Genomic DNA, 23,016 nt, shown 5'->3' with positions numbered 1-23,016 from the left:
GTCCAACCTGAAATTACGCGGCCCGCAACCTCGATGGTTACCTGATTGGTTCTCGCGTTGCTGTAACCGAAAAAACCGGTGATTGACGACAATAGACTCATGAGCTCAACACCTCCATTTTAACGGGCATGAATGCGGAATGGGCTGGATTTGAACGTCTGATGATCTCCTCGGTACGGCTCGCATCCGCATAGAGCTGCTGGGCGATCAAGAGTGCGGGTAACGGCGTATTCCGTTCAATTGTCCGTAGATGGGGCAATTCACCGGCCGCATTGGTGAGTATTTCAAGTGTCTTGATCCGCAATTCCCTCAATGAATTGGCCGTATCGATATTATTGTCATCAATGGCTGACATGATCTCCCTGTTCAGCAAATTCGATATTTTCTGCTTTACCTTGACAACCTCGTCCCAGTTATCCGCCTTCCATGTTGATGCCGCCTTGCAAAGACAGCTGATCGCAGCCCGCCTGCATAGGGCAGCCGTCGCCTTCATTGCCGTGTTTTCAGCAGCCCCAAGGGGTGCTGATGTCTCGACAAGGGTCACATGATAATCGCATAATGGAAAAAGCAATTTCATCTGTACGGATGGATCATCCGAGAATTCCATCAGCTGGACAGGTATTTGCATAATCAGGATTGAAAGTTCATTCGGTGTCATTTTTCCTGTATCGTACTCATTGAATTCTGGTCAAAAGACGGGTCAATCATTTGCAGGGTGTCTTTCAAGCTATCCCGATTGACCGCAAGATTCAGCAATTTTTCCCCGATCGATTCCGTTGCGACCGTACCAAGACCGGCAAGAGGTATAGATCCCATTCCCTGTGTGAGAGCCATCGCCCCCCAGTCGCTTGCAACAGACACGGCCTGTTTCATCATCCCGTTATCGAATATATTCGTTGTATCATTCAGGAAATCACCCACCGCGGATCCGGAAAACGCATCGGACAACTCTCCTATGAATGAATTGGTGAGACTGCTTACAAGACCGGCTACGGGATTGCTGTATTCGATAAAGCTTATGTCAATGTCCGAACGGTTGCTTGTATAGTCAGGTTCACGCCATTTATAGCTGACAACCGATACATTCAGGATCCCAAGTGATGGATGTATCAGCAATCCAGGGCCCTCCTGTTCAACGGCTATCTGCAGCATCGTTTTCAGACTTGTCTGGTCATTTCCCATAAGGAACCCGTGCAAATCGTAACGACGCTGGGAACGTCCCAGATCCTCAACCCACGTGCTGTCCTTCAACGGATAGTTGTGAATGGCGATATCCCTTCCGTTTTCACCGCCATTCCCGATAACCCAGAACGGAACACCCCTGAATGAGGCCTGTCTCATTTCACATTCCCCCTGCAGTGCGTCCCGGATCCATTGCACGCTGATAGGATACGGACTGAATTGTCAGTGTATTGCTGCGACTCTTTGGCTTGATATCCATATTTTCCGTTTTACCCCTGATATCAATCTCGAGATATAGATGGTTGTCCTGAATGTTGCTGGCATTGGCCGGCAACATGGTCATGGACGGTGCGGATGGCATTGATGTCACACCGCTTCCAGGCAATTTCCCCAATCCTGAATCCTGTGTGACTGGCGTGATGGATGACAGGTTTCCCATATTGATGGAAGAACCCATCCTCGGCATCTGTACAGGCATGTTCACGAATGGCAGGTCACCACCCCTTGCCTGGTTGTAGTAATTTTCAAAATTTTTCATGGCTTTTTTTGCCTCTTTTGAAAATCCTGAAAAATCCACACCGCCTGAATTGATGAATTTTCTTACACCGATACTGTTACCGCCATCATGATAGGCACCATAGGCCGCAATCATGTTTCCATTGGTTTTGGCAAGCATTTTCTGGAAATATTTCCAGCCCCCCAGGACATTTTGATAGGGATCATACTTGTTCACCCCCATATCCTTTGCAGCAGGATCGGTAAGTTGTGTATAACCATAGGCTGAGGTCCTGCTGTTACCAATCATGCGGCCACCACTTTCTGTCATGATCAGGGCTTTTGCCTCTGCCACATCTCTTGGATCACCACCCGTGACCTGCTTGACAATATTGCCGATCGAATTGTCGGATGGAAAGGAAATACCCTTTTTCCGTGATGAAATATTGTCATTGGCGGCGGCGACGGGCTGGGACGCGATCTTTTTCAGATTGTCCGCAGAGGCAAGGGCCTGTTCCGCATTCGCACCTGGAACGGCCGCCATTTGCTCAATTCCCATGGGCTGGACCTGATCTATTGACGAATTGATCTCCGTCTTTTTCTTTCCACCAAAACCGACGGCATTCTTGATCTTGTTTGCCGCTGCAGATACCTTGTTGGCCATCCATGTGATTTTTCCGACAAAACTGTCAAATTCCTTTCTGAGAAATACAAACATGTCGCTGAAGAATTTCTTGATTGGATCCCAGTTGTCAATAATCTTTCCAGCAAGCTTTATGAAAGGGGATATCAGGGAATAGAGAGTGTCCATTGAAAATTTGGTTGTAACCTTGATGGCACTCCACAATTTTTCCCAATATGGCCTGAACGTATCCCAATGCTTGTAAATATAGACACTTGCCGCCCCGATAATAACGCCGGCCGCCATTATCGCCCATCCGACAGGCCCCATCGCCGTCACGAGTGAAAGCATGGCCGGAACAACAATTCTTCCTACTGTCATGGCCAATGACGCAAATGGACCGATTATACCGAGGATACTCCCGACAATCTTGAAACCCATAATTCCGGCGACGATTTCAAGAACGGTTTTAAGTCCACCCATCCTCTCAACCGTATTGGAAACCCCGTTGGCAAAATCATGGATTTTACCCCATGCGTTCGTGACACCATTGCTGAAACCCTGCCAGTTGATGGATTTCAGCCAGTTGACAAAATCACGGACATATTTGCTTATATCCTGTGAAATCCATTCACGATTTCTGGCTATCCAGTTCGCCATTGAATCAATGACAGGTGTCAGGACAGGTTCAAGTGCCTGGGATATTGAATTGCCGAACCCCTCTACGGCCAGTGTCAATCCCGTCTGCGACATTCTCAAACGATTGGCCGCTTCAGCACCATCGTCATTCACGACCCCGTATTTCATTGCCATCCTCTGATACCTGGCAAGACCTGCGGAGCCATCTCTCAGGAATGGCAAAAGTGCCTCACCCGCACCATGGAAAAAATTTGTGGCAACCGCAGCCTGGGCGGATGGATTGCGAATGGACGCTATTTTATCGGCAACCTCTGGAATAACCTCGGATACATTTCTCAATGAACCATCCATATTCTGCAAATTGATATGCAATTGCTGGAATGTAGCCATCGCTTTGGGATCACGTCCACCAACCGCATTCCACATGGTATCCTGCAGGCTTTGCATACCTGATGTCAGACTTTCCGCGGATACGCCGGCCAAACGTGCACCATTCTGCCATACCTGCAGTCTTCCTGTGGACATTCCAAGGCGTTGGGCTGACGTTTGCAGATTGCTTCCAAAATTGGCCCATGATGTCGCAAGACGGCTGATACCGGCTATTGTGACAGCACCCGTAATGCTGCCAAGTATCGGTGCAATCTGTCCCATGACACGGAATGCACCAAGAGCCGAACCCTGGACACGTCCAAATCCCTCGCTTAGACGACTTAACCCTGATACCTGGGTAAACCGTGCAAAACTGCGTTGCAGATTGACAATGGGTGCCTGCATTTTTTCAATGCGGGAATTGAGCTTCTGAAAAACCTGGGTTGTTTTGTCAACTGCAGTGATGGAAATGGATATTGGTGAAACCATGATTATTTATTCTGTGCCATTTTTTCAGCCTCAACCCCATTGTTCGCGGCCTCTATAGCCTCAATGAACTGGGTTCCCGTCATGTCATCAATCCACTGGGGAGGCCATTTATAGAAATAGATCAGTTGCAGGTTCAGTTCTTTCCAGTTTTCTGGCCATCTGTAAAAAAACCGGATAGATACCTTGATGCCTGCAGGAAAGTGCTTATTGGAAGCTTTAATAATGCAGCAAGTGGCCAATCGCTTATATCTTTCAACAAGGATAGCTGAAACTCCATAGCCCCCAACGGTGTATTTCCATATTTGTCAAGCATACGGGTCGCCTTTTTGCGTTGTCCGACTGTTGGTTCAAGCAACGTGAGACGATCATATTCATTACCGTTGGCAATGGAGATGGGAGGATCAATAATGATCTCGTTTGAATCAATGTTTTCATGATCCTCCTGAAACGATGCAATGAAATTTGTCGCCTCGTCCATGACTGAACTTGGAAAGGATTCAATCGCATTGACCGGTAAACCGGTAACCCTGCTCAGCAATTCAATCTGGACCATGGCATCCGCCTCAAATGATTCTTTGTTTCCCTTTGATTTCAGTGAAAGCATGTATTCATTGATTGTCGGTTCCCTTACCCTGATTTCCTCGTAAACCTGATCATTGAAATTTACCGGATTGGTCAATTTGATTGTTTTTTCATTATTCATGCCTGGTCCTCCGTTACCTCTTTACCTTCAAACTTGAATTCATAGGTTCCTTCCTGTGTTGAAAGTTCAGGCTGTTCCACAAGCCACATATTGTTTCCAGTTATGACTTTTCCATTGGCGGCCCGAACGATAACAGTTGCCGCGGACTTGTTCATGATATCCTTGATCGATCTGTCTTTCCGATCAAACAATGTTCCGGAAATCGAACCCTGTACCGGCATTGCCGTGTAACCTACAACCCCGTTCTGGGAAATGGCAGTTTCACGTTTATAACCATGCAATGTATATTTAACCTCTTTAGCGTCCCATACCTCGCCATCAATGGTTATTTCGCAATATCCCGCAATTGCTCCTGATGTTGATGCCATTAGTTAGGCTCCTCAATTTTGGTAAACTGGCAGTTTCCTGCAATTGTAAACAGCTGGTCTGAAAACTGGTATGGCATCAAGAGTTTCACGATACCGTTTCCTACATTTTCCGACTTGATATCCCTTGAAAACTGGTCAGGGTTCTGAACCCATAGATAGGTCGATTGTGTCCGGTAATGTGCCGCACAACTTTTTGCAATAAGTTCCGCGGTCGTCGCCTTCTGGCCTGAAGATATTTTCGAACCGTTCTGCAACAGTATGCACCGAGAAAACTGTCCAGCCAGAAATGCCCGCATATCCTGCAGTGCGAATGCCGCGGTCAACATCGTTTCAATGTTCAGGTAACTGTTGTCATCATTGCCATAGACGTTTTTCTTGTACATGGTGATCAGACGTTCAATCATCACCTGATTATTGTTGACAGAAAATGTTGAAATACCGTCATACAATAATGAATTCCTTTGCTCATACAGAAATGTTCCCGCATCTGTTGGTGGCATGACCTTAAGTGCAAGGCCCGTGATCGGTATGGCTGGATTGTCACGGATGCTCATTGCGACCTGTGCACCCACCTGGGCTGCCCACACCATATAATGGGAGGGACTGTCAGCCGTTCCAATAATGGTGAGGTATTCACTGTTGGCCATAACGCCAATAGAGGTTATGTCACCGTATGTTCCATTCGCTGCAGTGATTGCATGACCATAGAGCTGAACTGTCGCCTGCCATCTGTCATCCAGGAAATCACTGAAAATTCCAAGTGACACCTCATCTGGGTATGGATGTATAAACAGGTCGAACTGTCTTTGTCCCAAATTGGCAAGTGCCTCTTTCAAAACGGATGGATTTCCCGATCCACCGGTCATTTTGGTTATGCTTATGGTTAGACCATCCGGTGTTTTCTGACCAGCAACCTCACCAAGCAAATTGAGATTGATAGAGATGGAATTTCCGTAATAACCTGTGTTCTTTGAGGTAAGATTTATTGTCGACTGATTTACCGTTGCGGTTACGGGAACATTTATGACACTGTTGACAAGATCTGAAATTGACTGGGCAACTGTACCTGCAGATGTTCCTGAAACAAAGGATCTTTCAATCAGGACATCCCCTATATACAGGGATATCTTGCCATTCCTTGACATGGTTCCATCAAATTGAATGGATCCAGTTGATGGCAGATTACCCTTTTCATCCGCAAGAGGCAAAACCCACAGTTTTCCATTCCGGTCAATTTTACGATATGCCTCCACCATCAGGGCGATTTGAGAGCCGGCACCATATAACCCTATGGCAGAGCTAACCCCAGAACATTCAACCGCTATATTCGGTGTCTCCTTGCTGGTTGGAAGCATCTGGCCTATGATCAAAACCTGACGTTGTGCCGTGGCGGTATTGGCCTTGCTTGCATCCAAGGAAAAATAGAATCCTGGAACACGGTTATTGCTTGAGAACCCAGGTATCGAGATTGTATCAGTCATTCTCTTTTCCTTTTTTGACTATATTTTTATTCTGAATGTTATCAATCTCCATAACGATAATATCCCCGTTATTCTTGAGACGTTGCCAATAGAAGCTGTCCATGACATTTTCGCCCTTTTCAGACAAAAAACGGTCCTCACCAGGATGACGGACTTTTCGTCCTGGTGTTGGTTTTACAAACATTTTTATTTCTCTCTTAATTAAATTTCAGTTGTCGCATCAATATGAAGCAAATCTGTACCGCTTGGATAAAACACCTCTGTATATTGACATTCAAACTCATAACGGGCCTCAGCTATAGGGACTGCGGTATCGGCATGAAAGACAAGATCAAATTTGAACGACATGATACCCTCGATACGGCTTTGAAAATACCGGTCACATTGAATGGCATCCTCAACAATTGAACAAAGGTCATTTATGTCCTGTTGTCCTTTTACAGGATCATCAAAATTAAGGAAGATTTGAAGAACTATATATACATTCCTCCGATAATTCGCAGGTCCAACAGCTTTGGCGGTCGCATGATCAGCAGGTGCTGAGACGAATATGATGGGAAGCCTGTCCTGGGGAACCCTTATCGGCAATGTATTGACAATATTTACCGGAAATGGGAAATTAGTGTTCTTTAATAAATTGACCACGATCTTCAACAGGATATTCCTGTAAAGATTGCTCTCCCTTATTTTCACTGTCCTCATTTTTTTTACCACCATTCAAGACCAGATGTGCACACCCCTGTCCATCGACAGCCACTTCCTGAACGTAGTAAACACGTTCATCAATCATGATTTTGTCACCCATCGTCGGTTTGGCAGAAAAGTCTGACAATCTTACCCCAACCATTAAACGGGATGCAACCACACCATTTTTCCCAGCTTCACTTTCAAGCACGCCAGGCATGGGATCAAGAAATCGGGTGACATTATCAAATATTCCATATATTTCGATAGGATCACCCGATTGTGGACAATATTTTATCGGCCTTCCGAAATTCTTCACACAATGTGAAAGAACCAGTTTATCAAAATCTATCATCAATCTAAGCTGCTTCCCACAGCAGGATTTTTGATAGATGGTATAAATATTCCGCCAGATGGTAAAATTGATCCTGCAACAACATAATTATTCTTGATAAGGAATTCTGCTTCCTTTTTCTCGGCATCAAATGTTGATCCTCCTTTATAAACAATACCGTTATGCGTTACACTGAAATTATTAAGAACAGTAACAGTTATCTTCCCGTCTGAAATACTTGATGTCCCTTTAAAATCATCTTGAGTCTGAGTTTTTATGGGATCATCTTGAGTCTGAGTTTTTGTGGGATCATCATTTTTAGCCATTTGTTTTTCCTTTTGCCACTCTTGCCGTAAAACAGGCATTTGGTCTTCCTAAAATTGTCAATGGGGAGGATTGCAACATCATGAATATCTGGCTTGGATCTGGTTGGATCCACATGCTTGGTGCAAATGCTGCAGGTATATAACCTAATGCACCATCCTTAATTGCAGCATAAGCAAGAGTTCCTGAAATAGCCTTAGAAATACCGATAATATTTCCATCCTCAATCATTGGTTTTTGCTGGATGTCCTCATCAATATACCATTCATTATATAACCATATACGATATCCACCCCAGTATCCCTGGAATGGAACCGATCCGGTATTTGGTCCCATCAACAAATTTGCATCATTGTTCGCCCTTAATGATGAATTGAAGATTGCCTGATATATATCCTTGTTCTTGATCAGTGCACTATAGGCTGAATTCGTGAAAATAAGATCAGTGATCTGGCTTCCGCTCAATTTCAGGATATTTGTCGCCCAATTACGGATATCATCGGATGGATTTGCTATGGTATTTTCATCATCCCACATGCTTTTTCCGGATAAAACGATATTTAAGGAAGGATCACGTAGGAAATCGATAATTGATTCTTCATATCCATCCCCTTTGATGCGTAGATAGCCATTAACGATTGATTGGGTTGCCATCCATTCAAGACGGCGTTTAAGGTTGTCTTTTTGATCGGCAAGTTCAATACCGATATTTGCATCCATTCTTTGTATTGCAGTTAACTGGTTTCCACCGATACGTTCACCAAGTGCACGACGAACAGGGCGTAACAGATCTGGAGCCCTTTTATCCTTGATATATGGAGGTGCAAAAGACCTTGTTCTGATTTTTCTACTTTCAACCAGTTTCCCTTCATGCAAAGGTGAAACAAAAGGTGACATACGACGCAAACCGACATCAATATCGATGGCCACATATGCATCATTGGAAAAAACCGTTGAGCTGAAAAAATTATCAACAAAAAATGTATTTGCTTCATAAAGGTTTTCAACGACACCTATTAAAGTATAGGTATTATAAAGCTCATTGAAATTATTGGATATCTCTGGTGGAAGTTGTTGTGAATTATCTTGCATAATATTTTCCTTAGGATGGGTCATCTGCAGTGACAACATCTTTTAGAAAAATTGAATGTTGTCGTGTTGCATCGCGTAATTTTTCAATAGTCCAACTGTCATCCTTGATGATATGGTTTGCATTGAACTCACCCATTTGATAAACACCGGCATTAACAACATTTCCTCCTGATGTATCAAATGTATCGACCAGAACAGCACATGGATCCTGTGAACCATCTGTTGCAGTGGCCTTGGAAATGACATATAGTCCATCACCATTCTTTCCAAGAATGGTTCCACGTCTTAAAACTCCCTGACCATTTAACAAGGTAATGCTTTGAGTAACAAGCTGAAGATTGCCTGCAATTAGGTTATCCTGACGGTAACTAACATCAACATTTCCAAACGGTTGTGCAGTCGCACCATAAATAGTGGCCATTAGATAATACCTTCCTTAACTTTTCTTAATCCTGTTGCTTGAACGGCTTTCAGGATGTTTAGTGATCTTTCTTTGTATATATTCGTCTGATTTCCCTGATTACCGACTGGGGCTTGCTGACTTACACGGCTTTGATGGTTCGACATCATCTCGTTGAATTTTTTAGAATTGTTTCTTATGGACATTCTTGAACTATTCTGCTTTCCAGGTGATTTTCTCATTGACATAGAAAGGATTTTTATTGCCTGCTTACGTGAAAGATTGCTTCCAAAAGCTAGATAATAAGCTTGTTGCGGATCATTTTTGGCTGCTGGAGACAAAAGAATGGCCTTGCATCGACCACGTTCACGAGCCCGTGCCTTAGCCTTTTTGTCATCCTTTTCATCCTCAGCATCGCTTTCGTCATCACCGTCATCATCGTCGGAACAATTGCTGTCAGGATCATTTTCATTGGAAGCGTTTTCTTCGGTATCGTCTTCCCCGTCATCGCTTGCCTTGTTTTCATCCTGCGTATCATCGCATTTATTATTTTCATCAGTATCTTCGTTTTCCGCACTCATTCCGAAAAGAGCGGCAAAACTTTTTCTAAATTTGCTTGTATTTTGCAGATCTACCATTTTATTTTCCTAATTTTATAATCGCCTCAAAAGGCGAGGACACAACATCAGCCAAACCTTGCTCTACCCCGAAGGATCCAAGAAAGGTTCCAGCCTCCATTTCTCTTATTTTTTTTGATTCCAGGTCACGATTACGGGCAACTGTTTCAACAAACATCTCACCAAGATAATTGACATCTGCCTGTATTCGTCCCAACGCACCATCTGTGAGAGGTATTGATGGATCTCCTTCACCCTTATATGCTCCGTATGTGATCTGGGTAACCTTTATCCCCTCTTTATCGAGATATTTGGAATAATCTGTATGCATGGCAATTACACCGATGCTTCCCACCCCTCCATCCCTTGGAACGGTGATGAAATGGGCCGCACTTGCGATCGCATAGGCTGCTGAATATGCATTGCTGTCACAGATCGCCATGATCCTCTTTATTTTACGGGCCTTGTAAATAAAGTCTGACAAATCAAAACATCCGGAGGCAATCCCTCCAGGGCTGTCAATAAGAAGGACGATTGTCTCGATGCAATCTTTACTCAATGCCTGGATCAATTGTTCCTGGATTGCATCATAACCACATACCCATCCTTTCCAATAGATATCTCCTGGAACAAGGATACCTTTGATTTCTATGACGCATATTTTCTCATTGACCTGTGGGCTGTCACGCGGGTTAGTGGCCATCGACTGTAAATCCTGTGTCCTTCCCGCAAGGATTTCCTGGGTTAAAAAGGACACGCATGACTGTTCCAGAGCCAGGGGCCGGTTTAGAAACTTATAAATTTTCATGATGAAATCCGTTGATTTATTATGGACTTGGTTTTTCAGGTGGCGATGAAATGGAGGTTTCCTTTCCATTGATCTGATTTCCTGTCCATTCAGGCAATGGAATTCCATTTTCATTGAATTTCTTTATTTCAAGGGCACGTTGATCAATGATTTCCTCCCAATCATCCCCTGAATTCTCAGCCGCCTCCACTTCGAGTGTTGATAACCCTGCAGCCATACCAAGAACCGCACCCTGTTTTTCAGCAACAGGATCAACCCATCCACGACCTGGACCAAGCCATTTACATTTCGATAATGGTGTTTTCAGGTAAGAAACCATATCCATCAAATAGTCGAGATCAACTCCCGATGGCCATGGCAGTTCCTCTTTCATGCAACATTCCTCAAGCCATGCTGACCGGATTGGAGAGGCAAAACCGTTTCCAAAATTGTCCCTTCTCCGTGTCAATGTTTTCCATGCCTCAAGCATGGCGGAACGTGCTGATGAATAATTTACATCTGACCAGTCATTACTTATTTGCTGCGTGGATACACCAGTACCAGCCGCGATATTACGCAAGGCCGCACCAAGAAATTCCCTATATCCGCTATGGGGATGTGACGAACTGACCGCACTGATCTTTTCCCCTGGGAATAATACCGGTATTCTTGTTCCTCCCAGTACCAGATTATTGTTTTTATGATAGCAATTTCGGTTATCAATATAATTTAGTATATTCTCGCTTTCCTGGGTTTCCAGCGCATCCATTCCTGATACTGGATCATAGGGACTTTCCAAAAAAGCGGCGAAGGTTGCGTTCACGACTGCGGCATCAAGCTCGGTCTTGTCATATTTGGTGATCATGCGTAAACGTTGTACAATAGGTGTGAGAATACCTGCACCACCCCGATGTTCATCCGCACGATTTGTTTCAAAATAATGGACAACCTGTGGACGGCCCCATGGCGTTTCCTTTTTGATATACTCCCACGTCATTGTTTGACTTAAATCGAAATAATTGGATAAATGGGATTTACGGAAATGATATCCTATTGGCGATCCATAACTGTCAATTTGAACACCGCCACGACATTCCTCGCTGTCAATATTATTATTTGGATTGCACAGGCGATCAGGATCAATCATCTGGACAGCCGTTGCATACAGGGCCTGACCTTTTTGAACACGATCTGGTATCCAGTTGAGAACAGCGATTGCATCCCCATCGATAAGAAGTCCACGCATAGCCGCCCACATCATTTGTGAAAAAGTCAACCGGCGACCCGCATCACAGTAGCGTCCTTCATCATTAGCCCATGAACGCCAATGGCTATCAACCTCTCTTGACCACTCCTTCGCCCATTGTGCATCAAATGAACATCCTGTTTTTGCCTGCAAGGTTCGATAATCAGGTTTGCTAATCGGACGAAAACATCCACCAATTGCATTGTCAAGGATACGTGTAACAATCCCTGATGCCCATCCATCGTTCCTGACAAGATCACGAACACGTCCAACAATGATGTCACGCCATGGATTGAGCTCTACATCCGGAGATGTTAAATAGGGTAGCCAGTTGAATGCATTGTTCCCTGTCAAGTCGGCAGCGTCATAGGGAATTGTATTCCATCCACCATGTAATGCCGTCGGTTTTGATGTATTCTGTTTTACATATGGATTTCCATATTGATCGAGTATGGATGATTTTTTCTGATTTACCGGAAGCATATTCCTATCGCCCGTCTTCGATTGATTCCAAGGCTACGTTGCAAGTCCTTGATATAACCCAAAAGGTTTTGGATATTCGCCTGATTATAAGTTACCGATTTCGCCCCTGTTTCCTGGGAATAGGAAACTGAAACAGGTTTTGATCCTGTCATTACCTCATGATATGCCTGTTGTGCATCTCTCAGATATTTCTGGAGTGTTTCCCGTGGAAGGGTAGACCACATAGTCCTGTCAGGTAAGTGCGTGCAATTCATTTATTTTCCTTTTTCCAAAATGCTGTCTATTGTTTTTTGAAGAATGGGATTAAGGTTCCTATCGAGAAAATCAGATGTTCTCTTGAAAAAACCGAATTTCGGTTTGTAGGTCGCATGATGGATGAAACTGATCAGCCGTACGAGACTGTTGGCCTGGACATTACGTTGGAAAAATCCTCCTGGACCACGCCTGCTTTCAGGCAGCTTCACAATGATATTCCGGTTTTTCCTTTTGGATTTCTTGAGATCGTCCATCGCCTTTTGTGCAAGACTCCTTACATAACCCTTTGGCAAGGCTCCCGATGCATTTCTCCTTGCGGATGGGCCACCAACAACGATTGCCCTTGCTCCTGGATTCATCGTGTTGTCCTGCGGTGTCCTTGTTCCACCATATTCCTCGAATTTAAGGTATTTTGCCTGTTGATCCTTGACGAATACGGTTGCTGTCTGGTTTTGTTTCGTTGCGTATGTAAAGGATATGGCATTTCTGGTAAATGGTCCCGCATGCTTGAAAATCCCTGGTATATCCTGTTTCAGTTTATCCCTTGTCTCTCTCGCGGCCATACTCACGCCTCTTGCCAGTGCATAGGGAATGTCCCTTGACGAAATTCTCTGAAGCATTCTGGATGTTTTATCCATATCAACCTTGATCGTCATACGCATTATCGATAATCCTCTTGTCTATGAATTTCCCCATAGCTTCTTTCTCGCCTCTTCTCTTGCTTTCTCGATATCCTCCTTGCTACGTTCAGGTTTCTTCTCCTCTTTTGGAAGACCTGAAACCTGGTAGGGATGCTGGACCACATCAACGGGTTTCTGATTATTCTCTATTCTGTCCGCCATGGCATTCAGCCTGACACCGCACTTCATCAGTCCGCATAAAGCCGCATAGGAATACACGGCCAGATCAAGTGCCTCGTTTGCCCTTCCTGGAGTTTGTTCCCAGATCCGGACATAGCGTCCACCCACATATTTCCGGATTGACCGTTCGGAAACCAGTTGTGCAAAAAAATTTATGTCACGATCCTGTGGATAATGCATATATCCTGGACATGCCATTTCAGGCGGTGGCTGATCAAGTTTCAATCTTGTGCGAATAATGTCCTTTGCGGCGTTGACACCGATAACATAGGGTGCATATCCCTTGCGTTTTCTTGTCGGCTGTTTGATTGGCCATACCGGAGATCGTTGCCCGTTACGGGCGGATTCACCCTTGATAGCCCATATTCTGCGCCCTATCCTTTCCTTGCAGAAATTATATACCTTTTGTGTGAAATGCCCTCCGGAATCAATACAGGCCGCCATTATTGCAAAACCTGTACCGTCGGTTTTGTACCAGCGTCTTTTCAGTATCTCGTCAACTTCCGACCATAATTCAGGACTGTCTGGATCACCGTTGATGACAATATGGGCTATTGACCAACGCTCTTCATTACGGCCCCAACCCACAATCTCGAGTTCTACACGGTCATCCTGGACATCCCCAGCGGCTGTTAGCAGGACAACACGGTCTGGAACCTCTCCGGACCATATTTCCGCACGTCTTGCTAGGGTGAATTCTGACAATGCGTCATCACCACGATCCTCGAATGTCTCACCCAATGTCGTGTTGACAAAAGTCTGCAATTCAATCGGATCACGTTTAACCCTGAGGAATTCAGATACAAGTAAAGACCATCTTGCATTTGGCATCAGTGAATACAGGGAATTTATATGAAAGGATGCATGACCCTTGAATGGTTCTGTTGCCCTCCATTCACCTTTTTCTATCATTGACGATTTTTCTATCTCATCAATGACACAGCCATTTTCTTTACAGACATAATGAACGGTATCAGGCAAGGAAACACCGTTTTCGTCCTTGTCCCACTTTATTCCATGGGGTGTATCCTTTCCACCCCATTCCAGTATCTGGAAAGAACCGCAATGTGGACATGGAACATGATAGCGTCTTTGGTCACCATCAAGATATAATTTTTCAATTCTTGACAATCCCTTTATTGTAGGGGTTGATCCCGTCACAATTTTCCTGTTCCAGAATGTCTCGGATCGTTTGGTACCAAGTGCTATCTGATCTCCTTCCGATCCTGCGCCGCTTACTGGATATCCGTCTATTTCATCAAAAAGGACAATCCTTACCGTTATCCTTCTGAATCCTCCTGGAGAATTTGCCCCGACCAACGCTATGGACGCACCATTTTTCATTGTCTTTTTCAACAGGGTATTGTCACCCGTGCGTGTTTTCGGATCGGGTGCTATCTCTGCCAATACCGGTGTATCACGCAACATGGGTGCTATTTCCGATTTTGAATAATCCTCGGCATCCTCAACGCGGGGCTGAACGATAAGGATAGGACTTGGATCCTGATGCAAGTAATATCCAACCACATGATCAAGTATTTTCGTGTATCCAACACGGGCTGATTTCATGACTGAAACTTTTTCAACACTTGGATCCGTAACGGCATCCATCATGCCGATCTGGTATGGATAGGCTTCAAACCTTCCTGTCTGTGCACTTGTCTCCTTTGACAATATGGCGTATTTTGCTGCCCACTGACTCAATGTAAGAATTGGTGGGGGTGACAGATTGAGCTTTTTGGCTTTATTCAGTGCCTGCGCTAGATAGCTCTTCCCCTTCGGATATTTTCTGTTGCAATTGTACATCTGCAGATAATTCTTCTAATACCCGATTTATCAAACGAGAAAGCTTATCCTGAATTTCCATGACAGTTTTACAGTTGAATAATTGTGGTGATGATTCTGCCGGTATGGCCAATAAACGGGTTCTTACCCTTGAATATTCCATTGAAACAAGGTCTACAGCTTCCTCTATGAGAATTACCTGTTTGGACTTGATATCATATTCAATCTCTTTCAGTCTTGCTTCATAACTTGTTTTGTGTCGTTCCGCATCTTTCAGATCCCCGAATACAGGTCCCTGAACTGATTCTTCATTATTTTCTTCGCTGACTGATTCTCTATCTTTTAACCATCGTTCAAATGAAGAAAGGACAACTTTTCCGTCAACAGATTCTATTCGTCCAACTTTCAGATGTTTACGAATAGCTGGCCTGCTTATTCCGGCTCTTCTTGATGCCTCACTTATACTGATGGTATTCATGTTTTTACCTGGAACCAAAGACTGAAACCAATGAAATCAATATGGAACCATCTTGGAACCCAGAAAATAAAATATTGCGGTTTTCCGTGATTTTATAAAAAATAAATGGAACCTGAATTTTTTTAGGTTACACCCATAAAAAATGACTGTTTAACAACGTTTTTTAAATATTTACAAGGTGTAACTGGAACCAAAAAAAAATCTGATAGCTGGAGATATATCGGGCTTGCGAATGACCCCTGCTTCGGAGGGCCCATGGAAGGACCCAACGCACCCCATGTCCCCATAAATATAAAATGGATAAATTAATTAATACGAGACGGGCAGTCTTAATGTTAATTTATCCATTTATTAATTATTTATCACAAACTTTAGTCTTTTCTAAAGACACTTGTCCTATTTTGATAAAAATGTATCATACGAGTTGAACTCGTGCAAGTATTATTTTTAAATAATTAAATTTTTCTACATATTTTCCATTATTTCCTCAAGTCGTATACAGGCTGAATTAATATTCCCGTACAGTTTATTTTTCTCGATATTCAACCGTTTCCCTATTTCCTGACAATCCATATTCCCTATTGAAAGCATGACAATGATATCGCTGTTGAATACGCCCAGCATATTCTTGATCTCGAAAATCTTTTCAAATGCACGGCTTTGCCTGAATGTTGGTTCAAAATCACGTCCATACATCTGCTTGTTATGGAAAAGATCGCTGATTGTCACATATATGTTCTTTGTCTTTCCAACAGACTGTTCACACAATATCGCGAACCTGTCCAGGCAATCCCTTTGTTTCTGAGTTATCACGCAACGACTTAGAAGCCTATCATACGAACATTGACGACGTATCCTTGTCTCTTTCTGCTTTGGATTTGTCGGATTGACGCCGATTTCCAGGACAATTTCACGTGAAGCAAACCGTTTTTCAAGATTATGCAACTTTATAATCGGGGGAATTGACCTTGTATTCCTGTTTTTTCTTGTCATGCTCTAAATATTCCATTTTCTGATCAGTTTTTAATGGATATACGATCCAGTTCTGCGGTCGGTCTTTTCCATCCATGGTCGAACACGAACCATGCATAGGTCTGGGTTCCACTGTTTCTTGAAACATTCTGGTAATCGCCTGGATACATCGTGATCCTCTCGACGAATGTATGAACTCGTGCAAGCTTGCCAAGACTGAACAGATCCTCGCGTGCCATTGATGCATAGAATGTTATGTTGAGAAACAGGTAGACACGGTGTCTTGACTGTCTCAACGCTTTCCATGCCATCTTTTCAGCATGCTTGTATGGTGGATTGGATATTATGCAATCCCACCGCTCTTCATTTTCATACTCAAGAAAATCACGTTGCTGGAAACGGGTTGTTCTGTACCCCCTGTCCTCGATATCGCCACCCTCGACATTATGGTAACCATGTTCATAAAGGGTATTGAGTATGTTTCCCTTACCACAGCATGGATCAAGAATTTTGTTTCCCAACCCACCGTATATCTCCTCCGCCCTGATCAGGGCTCTGGTACATTCCACAGGCTCGACGTACCAGTCATTTTTCTCACGTTCTGTCATGTCAAATTCCTAGAAAGGTATTTCATCATCAGGAAAACCGTCATTGTTTACCGATGAATTCTGGTCATGTCTATGATTTCCGATATTTATGAGACTACCCCTATAATCGCTGACAACGATCTCGGTAACATGCCGTCTGTTTCCCATATTGTCGTCCCATGTGCGGTTCTTGAGCCTGCCTTCTATGTAGACCTGGTAACCCTTTTTAAGGTATTTTTCCGCATATCCAGCCATATTATCGCTAAAGACAACAATCCTGTGCCAATCGGTCAGCGTTTTCGTTTCACCCGTATTTTTGTCCCTGTATCTTTCACCAGTCGCAACGGACAACAAGGCGATCCTGTTTCCCTGCTGTGTTGACTTCATTTCAGGATCACGACCAAGACGACCGACAATGATTACCTTGTTTATGCTACCGGACATCTTATTTCCCCACCAGTTTGCTTATCTGTTCGTAGCTCATTCCTGAAACGACAAGCTGGCTTTTGTAATAGGATGGGATGATTAATGAAGAAATAACCAATATTGATAAAATTATGACAGCTATAGAAAATCGTTTAATACATTTAAAACAATTTTTTTTAAAATACTCAGGTGAATCTATACTAATGATAGATATCATAATTATAGTAGCTGATAATGATATTACAAAAATACCACCAACTACAGAAATAACATCACATAATCCATGTAAAGAAACATACATGGTTTTTGCATGGTTAATTGCGTTTATGTCCATTTCCATAATCCTTTAAATAAGCATCCAAATCCTCCATGACCGGAATTCCATATTCCTTCATTAATGGAACAAGAAAGTTATTGAGTGCAAAAAGCCTGTTTTCCAATGTTTCTTTCGATACTTTTGTATTATTGCAATACTTGCCAGGATTTGTTGATCTTTCCTGTATTTGTAAAAGAACAAGTGTCAGATGGGCTGAAATAGCCCTGGACAACTTTTCATTGCTCTTTAACATCGCGTATATATCAAAAACAACCTCACTGATTTTATTCTCGTTTTCAGGGGATATTTTGATATTATAGTTTTTCGCAACCTGTTTGTTTTCCATCATGCCACCTTGCCTTCATCATTTTTGATCAGACCGTTTTGAACAAGATATCTGTAAGCCGATGGCTTGTGATGCTCCAAAAACTTGATATACCAACCACTCCTATTTTTCTCTTTCTTGAAATTGAGAATTACTGCCTGGTCATCGGATGAAAGTCTTTTGAACATTTCATCATCATCTTCATTGCACCATTGATGCTCATAGGTTTTTTCATGACATGGATATGACTGCGATGGGTTTTTCATCCTGTTTTTTATAATAGCCGTGATGTATGGGATCGGATTGTTTCCATGTATCCCATCCATGATTGCCCCGTTCACCAATCCTGCATTTCTGTTGGTCTGCCTGAACCATCGCTCGACTGTCTGATAGCAAATGATTTCTGACAATCTGGTTTTTTCACAGAGAAGTCTCACGCTTTTCGTGAATAATTCCGTATCAGCATTGATAGGAACGACCTTGTCATTTTTATCAACAGACCGGTCATCAGGTTCAGGGGGGGTTTGGGGGGATGAATCTTCTATATGATTCTTATCTATTCTATTCTTATATGAGTGTTCTTGTTTTTGGCTGTTTTCCTCACTTTTTTTATGTAAGCTTACAGTATCCCTACAGTAAGCATGCTGTATATCCACAGTTTCCCTACCACATGTTTGATGCAAGACTGCATTTTCATCGTTATTTTCATGAGCCATTCTTCGTGAATAGATGACACCGTTTTCATCAACGGAACAGACGTTTCTCTCTTTCAGTATATCAATCTGCCTTTTAACGGTGCGTGTATCACAATGGATCATCTTTGATATTTCAAGAACGGTCATCGGTCTGCCGTTTACCTGCAGATATCCCCGACGCTCGCTATTGAACATGAGACACAGGATATCCATCCAGAATCCTTTTGTGACAAGAGAGCAGGACTGGAGAAGCCCATCGTTTCTCCATTCATTCCAGAAAAACCGGCTCCATGTGTATTCTCTTTTGTTTACATGTCTGGACATTCATGACCTCCATCAACGAAAAGGTCATTTCCATCAAATTTTTTAATCTTTACACACGAGATATTATGAATTACTTTTATCATCGCTCTTACTTTCAAAAGAGTGGGCATTGTGGGGTGTCGCTGCGTCGAAACTTTGACCCCCACAATTGAATGTTCCTGAATTCCTGTTCATTTCCCATTGTCTATCCACTCCTTTATATCGCTTGTTCAGTCCCTTCCTATTTTCCATCCTGTTTTACCTTTTCCTGCAAATCACGATTAACCTCCAGCAATTTTCTGGCCTGATTATTCATGATAATGACTTGAGACCATATTTTCCCTTTACATAATGCAAAAGACAGAAAACCCAATCGCAATTCGATAAAGCCATCACCATGATCAAATCCAAAACCACGCCAAGCAGCTGTTATAATTCCTGTAAACACTTTCTGGTTTCCTTTACTGTTTTGATGATCTCTTTTTCCAATTCAGGACAATCAGCCATTAAAGTAATTAAGTCCTGCATTCTCGGTGCGTTTTTACCATATAGCCAGTTTTTAAAAGTGACCATTGACCAACCACGCTTAACAGCGACAAGCTTAGGAGCGTTACGCACTTTTCCATATCTTTTCTGTATGTGTCGTTGTGTCATCTCAACACAAAATTCATTGGTAACCATGGTAAAAATTTTACACTTTTTTTGACTAAAAATTTTCAACAATTTCCTCCATAAATACTTATGAAAATCAAACAATTATGGAGAAAGGGAAAAGTATGAATAGACAAAATTGACTCATATATGCATTTGCTTCATAGTTTTTATTCTGAAACTATAATGATATGGAGTTATGTTATGTCTATAATGATCGTTGATTGTCCTCATTGTTTCAAACGTAATAATTCTGCTGAAATGATTGGAATTCGAGAAGTAAAACTTAATAATAAAACTACAGTTTTTTCGTTAGTAGGTTTTTGTTCAGATTGTAATTCAGGTATAGCTATTAATGCCAAACCATCCAAAAATTTTTCAAAAAAAATGGAAATATTATCTATTATCCAAAAAAATGATAATGAACCAATTAATTCTTTTTTTGATGAGGAATACACTACTTTTCCAGCTTTTCCTTCTAACAAATACATTGTTAATATTCCTATTGAACCAACTGAAATTGCTATTGAGTATAAAAATAGCAAGGGGGAACTTTCTAATCGTCGTATTCGTGTCAATTCTATCGAATGCAATGATAAAAATAACAAGTTAGTTCCCCAAAAATTAGATGCTTATTGTTTAGAACGCAAAATGCCACGCAATTTTATTATCAAACGTATTATGCAAGCTTATAATGCTGATTCTGGAGAAATAATTGACGACATATATAGCTATTTGGTTAATAAGTCCTAACTCATTTTATCTTTCTATCCTTTCTTTTAAAAATATGTCTGGACGCAATTCTTCACGAGGGATTCCTGTAATTCTTTCAACCTCTAATAAACGATGAATAGGTAAAACTTTCCACCTACAGACAGCCGCATGATTAATTCCAATTGCTTTAGCTAATTTTACAGGACCGCCAACTTTATGAATGATTTCTTTTATGTGCATCATGATTATATTTATGTGATAAATTATCACTCTTGTCAACAATATTTATGTGAATTTTTAACACACAAGAAAGAGCTATAACTTTTATAATTACTTATTTGTATAACAAGGTTTTAAATGAAAAAAACTATCGGCGATAAAATTAGAAAAATTCGTCGTGAAAGCGGCTTAAAACAAGTCGAGTTTGTAGCCGCATTAGATATTGATAGATCTTATTTATCTAAAATCGAATCAAATCGAATTAAACCTGGAAGAGATTTATTAATTAAAATAGCAAAGGAATTTAATGTTTCTTTGGACTGGTTGATAACTGATACCGACGATACCTCTACTCCAAAAAATAATGATGAAGCTTTATTACTTTACGCATTCAGAAATATGCCAAAAGATGAAGCAAAAATGCATCTTCAATTAATGTTACAACGTGTTGAAAATGATATTAAGAAATGAACTGATTATTTTAATTACCGAAATAAAATATAATCTTTATGTTAAGAAAGACTAATACAAATGGCAAAACAACCTCCACCTCCCAAACCAATTTATATTCAAAATAATACTCTTAAAAATACGTCTGTTATTTTAAATACCCAACAATCAAAAAATAAGATTTTACAGATTAAAAAAACACAGATGGGAATTACAATTAACGACTCTGTTGATAAAAATATCATTCCTAAAAGATAGGAAAAATCCATAACGCAATTAAAAAGGCAACCAATGGAGCACTAATAAAAAATACCCATGCATATTGCATAGCTATTTGAATATTTTTATATTCAATCGTATTTTTCATACTATCTAATTTATACAAATCAGCAAGTTGTTCTGTTATCTCCAGTTCTGTCGTTAATCGTTCTTGAATTAAATCCATTTCATAAGGAGTAATATGAGTATAAATCCATGGTGTCGAATAAAGAGTTACAACACACAAAATCCCCACCGCCATTAATAATAAAGCTAAAATAATTAAGGGAAGAAAAAATTCTCTATGGGTAAATAAAAGAGATATTACCAATATAATCAGTGTTATAACCCATCCTAATAAATTATTTGCTCTATTTTTAAGTCTTTGGACAGCCAAATCCAAGCGATTGGCTTCATCCTTTGCATATTCCAAAGCTAGCTTTGCACACCACAACCTTAATCCATCATCACGGACCTCACCTACTTCTATTTCTTTATTTTCAATATTCATTTTAAAGCTCATTTTTGATAAAACATTTATTAGATCTATTATAAATCTTACTCTAATCTGCTGTAATTGTTTAAAACCAATAAAACTAATTATTACCAATTTTATATTATTAAAAATAATTTGTGACATATTATCATTTTTTTATTGACATAAAAAGTGATAATATGTCACATTATGCATATAAGATAATTAATACATCTTTGAACACATTAAGAAGACAAACAATGAAACACAATTCACCATAGATTCCCCTCAAGAAAAAGGAAATGACTCTAAAAGCCACATCCTGATCTTATTCACATGCTCGATGAACAAACATTATAAATTATAATTAACTTAAAGCTAATATAGAGTCATAAAAGAAACAAAAAAAGACCGAGCGGCAACTCGATCTTTTCCCTAACCCCTAGTGGAGTAAAATACAATGTATCTTATCAATACATTAAAAAAACTATTTTGTCCAGAAAATTCTTCCAGTGAAATCGACAAACGGTATGACATTCATCATTTGAATATCATTCATTTTTATGAATTAGAAATACTGGAAATGAAAAACAGGATTTGTTCATTGAAAGACAATATCAAAAAAATGGATCGTTGTGAAATAAGGATAGCCGGTCTCAATCAGGAAAGGGCGAAACATTACCGTGACCAGCGTGAGAAATATGAACGTCAGGTTAAAGAACTGCAAAACAGTATCTCCCTAAGAGAGGCGATACTTACATCATCAATCAGCTGCTGGAGATTGAGACCGCAAAAACTAAGGGAAATAAACCGCTGACACAAGGATTTTCCAGATGGATATGATTGTGTTGCTGACAATATTGATATCCAGTTCCGCATGGTTTGGATACGCATTATCAAAATTTATGAATAACATAAATAAACACCAGTGA

Annotated in this window: 32 protein-coding genes; 3 read left to right on the top strand and 29 right to left on the bottom strand. The window is 41.4% G+C overall.

Annotated elements, in window-relative coordinates:
* Positions 1-97: 97 nt before the first annotated feature.
* The 27 genes from D9V35_RS01665 to D9V35_RS01535 all read right to left on the bottom strand — a co-directional run bounded on the left by D9V35_RS01665 (position 98) and on the right by D9V35_RS01535 (position 19,998).
* Positions 98-658, bottom strand: coding sequence for a hypothetical protein (locus D9V35_RS01665; RefSeq protein ID WP_122123034.1), 561 nt, complete (start codon positions 656-658; stop codon positions 98-100).
* Positions 655-1,341 carry a DNA circularization N-terminal domain-containing protein gene (locus D9V35_RS01660; protein WP_122123033.1) on the bottom strand — a complete coding sequence of 229 codons (687 nt, stop codon included), beginning with the start codon at positions 1,339-1,341 and terminating at the stop codon, positions 655-657. The genes D9V35_RS01665 and D9V35_RS01660 overlap by 4 nt, the downstream gene beginning before the upstream one ends.
* A 1-nt stretch (position 1,342) precedes the next feature.
* Positions 1,343-3,796, bottom strand: coding sequence for a lytic transglycosylase domain-containing protein (locus D9V35_RS01655; protein ID WP_122123032.1), 2,454 nt, complete (start codon positions 3,794-3,796; stop codon positions 1,343-1,345).
* A gap of 133 nt (positions 3,797-3,929) precedes the next feature.
* The gene (locus D9V35_RS01650; protein ID WP_122123031.1) at positions 3,930-4,499 is read right to left on the bottom strand and encodes a phage tail assembly protein; all 570 of its coding nucleotides are present in this window, start codon (positions 4,497-4,499) and stop codon (positions 3,930-3,932) included.
* Positions 4,496-4,867, bottom strand: coding sequence for a phage tail tube protein (locus tag D9V35_RS01645; protein WP_122123030.1), 372 nt, complete (start codon positions 4,865-4,867; stop codon positions 4,496-4,498). The genes D9V35_RS01650 and D9V35_RS01645 overlap by 4 nt, the downstream gene beginning before the upstream one ends.
* A complete protein-coding gene (locus D9V35_RS01640) occupies positions 4,867-6,348 on the bottom strand; it encodes a phage tail sheath subtilisin-like domain-containing protein (RefSeq protein WP_122123029.1) in 1,482 nt (493 codons plus the stop codon). Before D9V35_RS01640 ends, D9V35_RS01645 begins: the two co-directional genes overlap by 1 nt.
* On the bottom strand, positions 6,341-6,532 hold the full coding sequence (locus D9V35_RS01635) for a DUF2635 domain-containing protein (protein WP_122123028.1): 192 nt from the start codon (positions 6,530-6,532) through the stop codon (positions 6,341-6,343). Before D9V35_RS01635 ends, D9V35_RS01640 begins: the two co-directional genes overlap by 8 nt.
* Before the next feature lie 17 nt (positions 6,533-6,549).
* Positions 6,550-7,002, bottom strand: coding sequence for a hypothetical protein (locus tag D9V35_RS01630; protein WP_162988525.1), 453 nt, complete (start codon positions 7,000-7,002; stop codon positions 6,550-6,552).
* Positions 6,968-7,387 (bottom strand): head-tail joining protein, encoded by a 420-nt coding sequence (locus tag D9V35_RS01625; protein WP_122123026.1) that lies wholly within the window; start codon positions 7,385-7,387, stop codon positions 6,968-6,970. The genes D9V35_RS01630 and D9V35_RS01625 overlap by 35 nt, the downstream gene beginning before the upstream one ends.
* Complete coding sequence (locus tag D9V35_RS01620; protein WP_122123025.1) at positions 7,387-7,692, bottom strand: hypothetical protein; 306 nt, start codon at positions 7,690-7,692, stop codon at positions 7,387-7,389. The genes D9V35_RS01625 and D9V35_RS01620 overlap by 1 nt, the downstream gene beginning before the upstream one ends.
* A complete protein-coding gene (locus tag D9V35_RS01615; protein WP_122123024.1) occupies positions 7,685-8,782 on the bottom strand; it encodes a major capsid protein in 1,098 nt (365 codons plus the stop codon). The genes D9V35_RS01620 and D9V35_RS01615 overlap by 8 nt, the downstream gene beginning before the upstream one ends.
* A 10-nt stretch (positions 8,783-8,792) precedes the next feature.
* Positions 8,793-9,203: a head decoration protein gene (locus D9V35_RS01610; RefSeq protein WP_122123023.1), complete on the bottom strand. Its 411-nt coding sequence runs from the start codon at positions 9,201-9,203 to the stop codon at positions 8,793-8,795.
* Complete coding sequence (locus D9V35_RS01605; RefSeq protein WP_122123022.1) at positions 9,203-9,820, bottom strand: hypothetical protein; 618 nt, start codon at positions 9,818-9,820, stop codon at positions 9,203-9,205. Before D9V35_RS01605 ends, D9V35_RS01610 begins: the two co-directional genes overlap by 1 nt.
* A 1-nt stretch (position 9,821) precedes the next feature.
* On the bottom strand, positions 9,822-10,607 hold the full coding sequence (locus tag D9V35_RS01600) for a S49 family peptidase (protein ID WP_162988523.1): 786 nt from the start codon (positions 10,605-10,607) through the stop codon (positions 9,822-9,824).
* A gap of 19 nt (positions 10,608-10,626) precedes the next feature.
* The gene (locus D9V35_RS01595) at positions 10,627-12,315 is read right to left on the bottom strand and encodes a phage portal protein (RefSeq protein ID WP_122123020.1); all 1,689 of its coding nucleotides are present in this window, start codon (positions 12,313-12,315) and stop codon (positions 10,627-10,629) included.
* On the bottom strand, positions 12,303-12,569 hold the full coding sequence (gene gpW, locus D9V35_RS01590) for a gpW family head-tail joining protein (protein WP_122123019.1): 267 nt from the start codon (positions 12,567-12,569) through the stop codon (positions 12,303-12,305). The genes D9V35_RS01595 and gpW overlap by 13 nt, the downstream gene beginning before the upstream one ends.
* Entirely contained in the window at positions 12,570-13,232 is a 663-nt protein-coding gene (locus D9V35_RS01585) for a hypothetical protein (protein ID WP_122123018.1), read from the bottom strand. It lies immediately after the preceding gene.
* 18 nt (positions 13,233-13,250) lie between these two features.
* Entirely contained in the window at positions 13,251-15,236 is a 1,986-nt protein-coding gene (locus tag D9V35_RS01580; RefSeq protein ID WP_122123017.1) for a phage terminase large subunit family protein, read from the bottom strand.
* Positions 15,175-15,693 carry a hypothetical protein gene (locus D9V35_RS01575; RefSeq protein WP_122123016.1) on the bottom strand — a complete coding sequence of 173 codons (519 nt, stop codon included), beginning with the start codon at positions 15,691-15,693 and terminating at the stop codon, positions 15,175-15,177. The genes D9V35_RS01580 and D9V35_RS01575 overlap by 62 nt, the downstream gene beginning before the upstream one ends.
* Before the next feature lie 465 nt (positions 15,694-16,158).
* Positions 16,159-16,686: a hypothetical protein gene (locus D9V35_RS01570; RefSeq protein ID WP_122123015.1), complete on the bottom strand. Its 528-nt coding sequence runs from the start codon at positions 16,684-16,686 to the stop codon at positions 16,159-16,161.
* 23 nt (positions 16,687-16,709) lie between these two features.
* A complete protein-coding gene (locus D9V35_RS01565) occupies positions 16,710-17,273 on the bottom strand; it encodes a DNA methyltransferase family protein (RefSeq protein WP_122123014.1) in 564 nt (187 codons plus the stop codon).
* Positions 17,274-17,282: 9 nt separating this feature from the next.
* The gene (gene ssb, locus D9V35_RS01560) at positions 17,283-17,696 is read right to left on the bottom strand and encodes a single-stranded DNA-binding protein (protein WP_122123013.1); all 414 of its coding nucleotides are present in this window, start codon (positions 17,694-17,696) and stop codon (positions 17,283-17,285) included.
* Positions 17,697-17,992: 296 nt separating this feature from the next.
* Entirely contained in the window at positions 17,993-18,343 is a 351-nt protein-coding gene (locus D9V35_RS01550; RefSeq protein ID WP_122123011.1) for a hypothetical protein, read from the bottom strand.
* Positions 18,340-19,338 carry a helix-turn-helix domain-containing protein gene (locus D9V35_RS01545; protein WP_162988522.1) on the bottom strand — a complete coding sequence of 333 codons (999 nt, stop codon included), beginning with the start codon at positions 19,336-19,338 and terminating at the stop codon, positions 18,340-18,342. Before D9V35_RS01545 ends, D9V35_RS01550 begins: the two co-directional genes overlap by 4 nt.
* 63 nt (positions 19,339-19,401) lie before the next feature.
* A complete protein-coding gene (locus D9V35_RS09255; RefSeq protein ID WP_162988521.1) occupies positions 19,402-19,569 on the bottom strand; it encodes a hypothetical protein in 168 nt (55 codons plus the stop codon).
* The gene (locus tag D9V35_RS01540) at positions 19,559-19,765 is read right to left on the bottom strand and encodes a hypothetical protein (protein WP_122123009.1); all 207 of its coding nucleotides are present in this window, start codon (positions 19,763-19,765) and stop codon (positions 19,559-19,561) included. Before D9V35_RS01540 ends, D9V35_RS09255 begins: the two co-directional genes overlap by 11 nt.
* On the bottom strand, positions 19,747-19,998 hold the full coding sequence (locus D9V35_RS01535; RefSeq protein WP_122124236.1) for a hypothetical protein: 252 nt from the start codon (positions 19,996-19,998) through the stop codon (positions 19,747-19,749). The genes D9V35_RS01540 and D9V35_RS01535 overlap by 19 nt, the downstream gene beginning before the upstream one ends.
* 174 nt (positions 19,999-20,172) lie before the next feature.
* On the opposite strand from D9V35_RS01535, the gene D9V35_RS01530 reads away from it, so the two are divergent.
* The gene (locus D9V35_RS01530) at positions 20,173-20,721 is read left to right on the top strand and encodes a hypothetical protein (protein WP_122123008.1); all 549 of its coding nucleotides are present in this window, start codon (positions 20,173-20,175) and stop codon (positions 20,719-20,721) included.
* Positions 20,722-20,727: 6 nt separating this feature from the next.
* Here the strand turns inward: D9V35_RS01530 and D9V35_RS01525 are convergent, their stop codons facing one another.
* Positions 20,728-20,925: a transcriptional regulator gene (locus D9V35_RS01525; RefSeq protein WP_122123007.1), complete on the bottom strand. Its 198-nt coding sequence runs from the start codon at positions 20,923-20,925 to the stop codon at positions 20,728-20,730.
* 114 nt (positions 20,926-21,039) lie between these two features.
* On the opposite strand from D9V35_RS01525, the gene D9V35_RS01520 reads away from it, so the two are divergent.
* Positions 21,040-21,372 (top strand): helix-turn-helix domain-containing protein, encoded by a 333-nt coding sequence (locus D9V35_RS01520; RefSeq protein ID WP_122123006.1) that lies wholly within the window; start codon positions 21,040-21,042, stop codon positions 21,370-21,372.
* Between the two features lie 226 nt (positions 21,373-21,598).
* Here the strand turns inward: D9V35_RS01520 and D9V35_RS01515 are convergent, their stop codons facing one another.
* Positions 21,599-22,249 carry a hypothetical protein gene (locus D9V35_RS01515; RefSeq protein ID WP_122123005.1) on the bottom strand — a complete coding sequence of 217 codons (651 nt, stop codon included), beginning with the start codon at positions 22,247-22,249 and terminating at the stop codon, positions 21,599-21,601.
* A 295-nt stretch (positions 22,250-22,544) separates the two neighbouring features.
* Here D9V35_RS01515 and D9V35_RS01510 point away from each other — a divergent pair, with 295 nt between their 5' ends.
* Positions 22,545-22,901: a hypothetical protein gene (locus tag D9V35_RS01510; RefSeq protein WP_122123004.1), complete on the top strand. Its 357-nt coding sequence runs from the start codon at positions 22,545-22,547 to the stop codon at positions 22,899-22,901.
* The last annotated feature ends 115 nt before the right edge of the window (positions 22,902-23,016 follow it).

It is taken from the genome of Commensalibacter melissae (assembly GCF_003691365.1).
Classification (GTDB): domain Bacteria; phylum Pseudomonadota; class Alphaproteobacteria; order Acetobacterales; family Acetobacteraceae; genus Commensalibacter; species Commensalibacter melissae.
This window is presented reverse-complemented; position numbering and strand designations above follow the sequence as displayed.

Excerpts from the sequence above, each read along its gene's own strand:
- D9V35_RS01615 (WP_122123024.1), bottom strand. The coding sequence starts at position 8,782 with ATGCAAGATAATTCACAACAACTTCCACCAGAGATATCCAATAATTTC.
- D9V35_RS01610 (WP_122123023.1), bottom strand. The coding sequence starts at position 9,203 with ATGGCCACTATTTATGGTGCGACTGCACAACCGTTTGGAAATGTTGAT.
- D9V35_RS01545 (WP_162988522.1), bottom strand. The coding sequence starts at position 19,338 with ATGTCCAGACATGTAAACAAAAGAGAATACACATGGAGCCGGTTTTTC.
- D9V35_RS01640 (WP_122123029.1), bottom strand. The coding sequence starts at position 6,348 with ATGACTGATACAATCTCGATACCTGGGTTCTCAAGCAATAACCGTGTT.
- D9V35_RS01575 (WP_122123016.1), bottom strand. The coding sequence starts at position 15,693 with ATGAATACCATCAGTATAAGTGAGGCATCAAGAAGAGCCGGAATAAGC.
- D9V35_RS01515 (WP_122123005.1), bottom strand. The coding sequence starts at position 22,249 with ATGTCACAAATTATTTTTAATAATATAAAATTGGTAATAATTAGTTTT.
- D9V35_RS01635 (WP_122123028.1), bottom strand. The coding sequence starts at position 6,532 with ATGTTTGTAAAACCAACACCAGGACGAAAAGTCCGTCATCCTGGTGAG.
- D9V35_RS01530 (WP_122123008.1), top strand. The coding sequence starts at position 20,173 with ATGTCTATAATGATCGTTGATTGTCCTCATTGTTTCAAACGTAATAAT.
- D9V35_RS01625 (WP_122123026.1), bottom strand. The coding sequence starts at position 7,387 with ATGATAGATTTTGATAAACTGGTTCTTTCACATTGTGTGAAGAATTTC.
- gpW (WP_122123019.1), bottom strand. The coding sequence starts at position 12,569 with ATGAATTGCACGCACTTACCTGACAGGACTATGTGGTCTACCCTTCCA.
- D9V35_RS01605 (WP_122123022.1), bottom strand. The coding sequence starts at position 9,820 with ATGGTAGATCTGCAAAATACAAGCAAATTTAGAAAAAGTTTTGCCGCT.
- D9V35_RS01645 (WP_122123030.1), bottom strand. The coding sequence starts at position 4,867 with ATGGCATCAACATCAGGAGCAATTGCGGGATATTGCGAAATAACCATT.
- D9V35_RS01600 (WP_162988523.1), bottom strand. The coding sequence starts at position 10,607 with ATGAAAATTTATAAGTTTCTAAACCGGCCCCTGGCTCTGGAACAGTCA.
- D9V35_RS01620 (WP_122123025.1), bottom strand. The coding sequence starts at position 7,692 with ATGGCTAAAAATGATGATCCCACAAAAACTCAGACTCAAGATGATCCC.
- ssb (WP_122123013.1), bottom strand. The coding sequence starts at position 17,696 with ATGTCCGGTAGCATAAACAAGGTAATCATTGTCGGTCGTCTTGGTCGT.
- D9V35_RS01585 (WP_122123018.1), bottom strand. The coding sequence starts at position 13,232 with ATGCGTATGACGATCAAGGTTGATATGGATAAAACATCCAGAATGCTT.
- D9V35_RS01550 (WP_122123011.1), bottom strand. The coding sequence starts at position 18,343 with ATGATGGAAAACAAACAGGTTGCGAAAAACTATAATATCAAAATATCC.
- D9V35_RS09255 (WP_162988521.1), bottom strand. The coding sequence starts at position 19,569 with ATGGAAAATAGGAAGGGACTGAACAAGCGATATAAAGGAGTGGATAGA.
- D9V35_RS01565 (WP_122123014.1), bottom strand. The coding sequence starts at position 17,273 with ATGACAGAACGTGAGAAAAATGACTGGTACGTCGAGCCTGTGGAATGT.
- D9V35_RS01665 (WP_122123034.1), bottom strand. The coding sequence starts at position 658 with ATGACACCGAATGAACTTTCAATCCTGATTATGCAAATACCTGTCCAG.
- D9V35_RS01525 (WP_122123007.1), bottom strand. The coding sequence starts at position 20,925 with ATGATGCACATAAAAGAAATCATTCATAAAGTTGGCGGTCCTGTAAAA.
- D9V35_RS01570 (WP_122123015.1), bottom strand. The coding sequence starts at position 16,686 with ATGACAAGAAAAAACAGGAATACAAGGTCAATTCCCCCGATTATAAAG.
- D9V35_RS01510 (WP_122123004.1), top strand. The coding sequence starts at position 22,545 with ATGTATCTTATCAATACATTAAAAAAACTATTTTGTCCAGAAAATTCT.
- D9V35_RS01655 (WP_122123032.1), bottom strand. The coding sequence starts at position 3,796 with ATGGTTTCACCAATATCCATTTCCATCACTGCAGTTGACAAAACAACC.
- D9V35_RS01520 (WP_122123006.1), top strand. The coding sequence starts at position 21,040 with ATGAAAAAAACTATCGGCGATAAAATTAGAAAAATTCGTCGTGAAAGC.
- D9V35_RS01650 (WP_122123031.1), bottom strand. The coding sequence starts at position 4,499 with ATGAATAATGAAAAAACAATCAAATTGACCAATCCGGTAAATTTCAAT.
- D9V35_RS01660 (WP_122123033.1), bottom strand. The coding sequence starts at position 1,341 with ATGAGACAGGCCTCATTCAGGGGTGTTCCGTTCTGGGTTATCGGGAAT.
- D9V35_RS01535 (WP_122124236.1), bottom strand. The coding sequence starts at position 19,998 with ATGGTTACCAATGAATTTTGTGTTGAGATGACACAACGACACATACAG.
- D9V35_RS01595 (WP_122123020.1), bottom strand. The coding sequence starts at position 12,315 with ATGCTTCCGGTAAATCAGAAAAAATCATCCATACTCGATCAATATGGA.
- D9V35_RS01580 (WP_122123017.1), bottom strand. The coding sequence starts at position 15,236 with ATGTACAATTGCAACAGAAAATATCCGAAGGGGAAGAGCTATCTAGCG.